This window comes from Rhizobium sp. P32RR-XVIII (assembly GCF_012641395.1).
Taxonomy (GTDB): Bacteria; Pseudomonadota; Alphaproteobacteria; order Rhizobiales; family Rhizobiaceae; genus Rhizobium.
Genome location: NZ_JABAIH010000063.1, coordinates 1 through 2307, shown reverse-complemented (window position 1 = coordinate 2307; position 2307 = coordinate 1). Strand labels below are relative to the sequence as shown.

Below are 2307 nucleotides of genomic sequence, written 5' to 3'. Positions count from 1 at the left end.
GGAGAAGGTTTCCTTTCTCGTTGTCGCCCGCGTTGCCGGAGAGCTCAACTGATGGCGAACGACCTTACAGTCCATCTCGTCGATGACGCGGAGCCGTTTAGACGATCCTTGACGTTCTTGCTGGTCTCCGCCGGATTTGCCGTCCGCGCGCATGACTCGGCAAAGGCGTTTCTGGATGGTGCTTCGATGTCGGAAGGAGGCTGCCTTGTCACCGACCTCAGGATGCCGCAGCTCGACGCCATGGAGCTGTTGAAGCACCTGCGGCGCTTCAATGCGGACATTCCGACGATCGTCATCACCGGCCATGGTGATGTCGCGACGGCTGTTCAGGCGATGAAGGCCGGGGCGGCAGATTGCCTGGAGGAGCCTTTTGGAGACGCGGTGCTGATCGCGGCCATCAACCGGGCGACGGCTCTGAAGCGAGCCTTCTGCGGGGCCTCCGGCACCGACACTATCGCCTCTCGACTTTGCCAGCTGACGGAGCGCGAACACCAGGTCCTGGCCGGCGTGCTCGACGGCCTGCAGAACAAGATGATCGCCTTCAATCTGGGCATCAGTTCACGCACGGTGGAGGTTCACCGCGCCGACGTGATGGCCAAGATGGGAGCGCGCAATTTGGCGGGACTCATGCGCATGGTCACAACGGTCGACGGGATTGTGCAACCGCTTCCCACCGTCACCGCCTCACCCCGCCCCCATGCCGACGCATGCTAGATGAATTAGGCGCATCTGTTGCAACCGCTCGTAGCTCTGGGATATGATGCGGCAGGGAAAGACTTCGATACTTGCGTGATCTTGCTTGGGGGCGATCATGAGCAGTGCAAAAGTCAACGCTTCCAGCAACCCCGGACCGACCGCTGACGAAGTCAGCCAGCAAGTCGAACGGATCCTTTCAAGCGAGGAATTTCACTCGCCGCAGCGGGGTCGACTGTTCCTGCAGTTCATCATCAGCGAGACGCTGGCGGGGCGATCGGGGTTCCTGAAGGCCTTCACGATTGCCAATGAGGTCTTCGGCCGCGAGGTTTCATTCGACCCGCAGAATGATCCCGTCGTCCGCATCGAAGCCGGCCGCATTCGAAGGGCCCTCGAGCGCTACTATCTCGTCGCCGGGCAGGCGGACGCGGTCATCATCACCGTCCCCAAGGGCGGATATGTGCCGCATTTCGAATATGCGCACGGCGCGCAAGTCCTGGCGTCACCGGTCGAGAGCCCCGATGGTTCGCCAGGCGTCGAGGCCAGCGGGCATGACCGGGTATTTCCCGGCTCCCGTCGTTCGATCTTCCTGACGGCGCTGGTTCTCGGGACGGTTCTCGTCATCGCCGCAGCTTTTCTCTACATCGCGCTTGCCCCTGCCCTGTCGGTCTGGCGCGGCCCGCTTGCCGGGACGCCGCGAGAGAAAGCATCTCAGCCAAAGGTTGTCGTGGAGGTTTTCGCGGGCGGCGGTCCTGCGGATACCACGCCGGACATCGCCCATGGCCTGAGGGATGAAGTGATCGGCCAGCTCGCGAAGTTCGACGACATCGTCGTCGTCGCCGATCCGTCGAGGACCGATCATGCCGCCGCGGCCGGCTATGCGCTGCAGGGCACCGTCCAGCTCGATGGGGACAGGCTGCGTTCCGTCGCCCGGCTGGTGCGTCAATCCGATGGTGCCGTCATCTGGGCCAACACCTATGATGCCGACCTTCGCGCTCAAAGCAAACTCGCGATCCAGGCCGACGTCGCCCAGCAGATCGCCGCCGCCGTCGCTCGGCCCTATGGCGCCATCTTCCAGGCCGACACCGAGACGATCGCCCGCCAGCCGGAGAGCGGCGACAGGGATGCCTATGCCTGCACCCTGGCCTATTACAGCTACCGTCAGTCGATGAGCGCCCAAAGTCACGCCACGGCGCGCGATTGCCTGCAACGCGCGACCCAGCGATTTCCCAGGAACGCCGCCTCCTGGGCGCTTCTGTCTCTGACCTATCTGGACGAGATGCGATTTCGCTACAAGCTCGGCACATCGTCCACGGCCCGGCCCCTCGAACGCGCCGCCAGCGCCGCAGAGCGGGCGGCAGCGCTGGCGCCAGACGATGCGCGCGTCCTGCACGCCTTGATGCTGGTCAGCTTCTTCGAAGACGACATCGACAAAGCCTTGCAGGCCGGCGCGGCCGCCTATGCCATCAACCCCAACGACACCGACGTCGCCGGTGAGTACGGCTTGCGGCTGGCGATGTCCGGAAGATGGCAATCCGGCTGCGAGCTGGTGTCCAGCGCCGTCAACAAGAACGCCGGCCCCAAGGGATATTACGAGGTCGGCATGGCCTTGTG

The 2307-nt window shown here is 63.8% G+C and carries 2 protein-coding genes; both read left to right on the top strand.

Going from position 1 to position 2307, the window contains the following annotated elements:
* Window positions 1-51: 51 nt before the first annotated feature.
* Window positions 52-714, top strand: coding sequence for a response regulator (locus tag HGP14_RS35030; RefSeq protein WP_168834361.1), 663 nt, complete (start codon window positions 52-54; stop codon window positions 712-714).
* 97 nt (window positions 715-811) lie between these two features.
* Window positions 812-2307: hypothetical protein (locus tag HGP14_RS35025; RefSeq protein ID WP_168834360.1), on the top strand; the 1496-nt coding region annotated here is incomplete at its 3' end.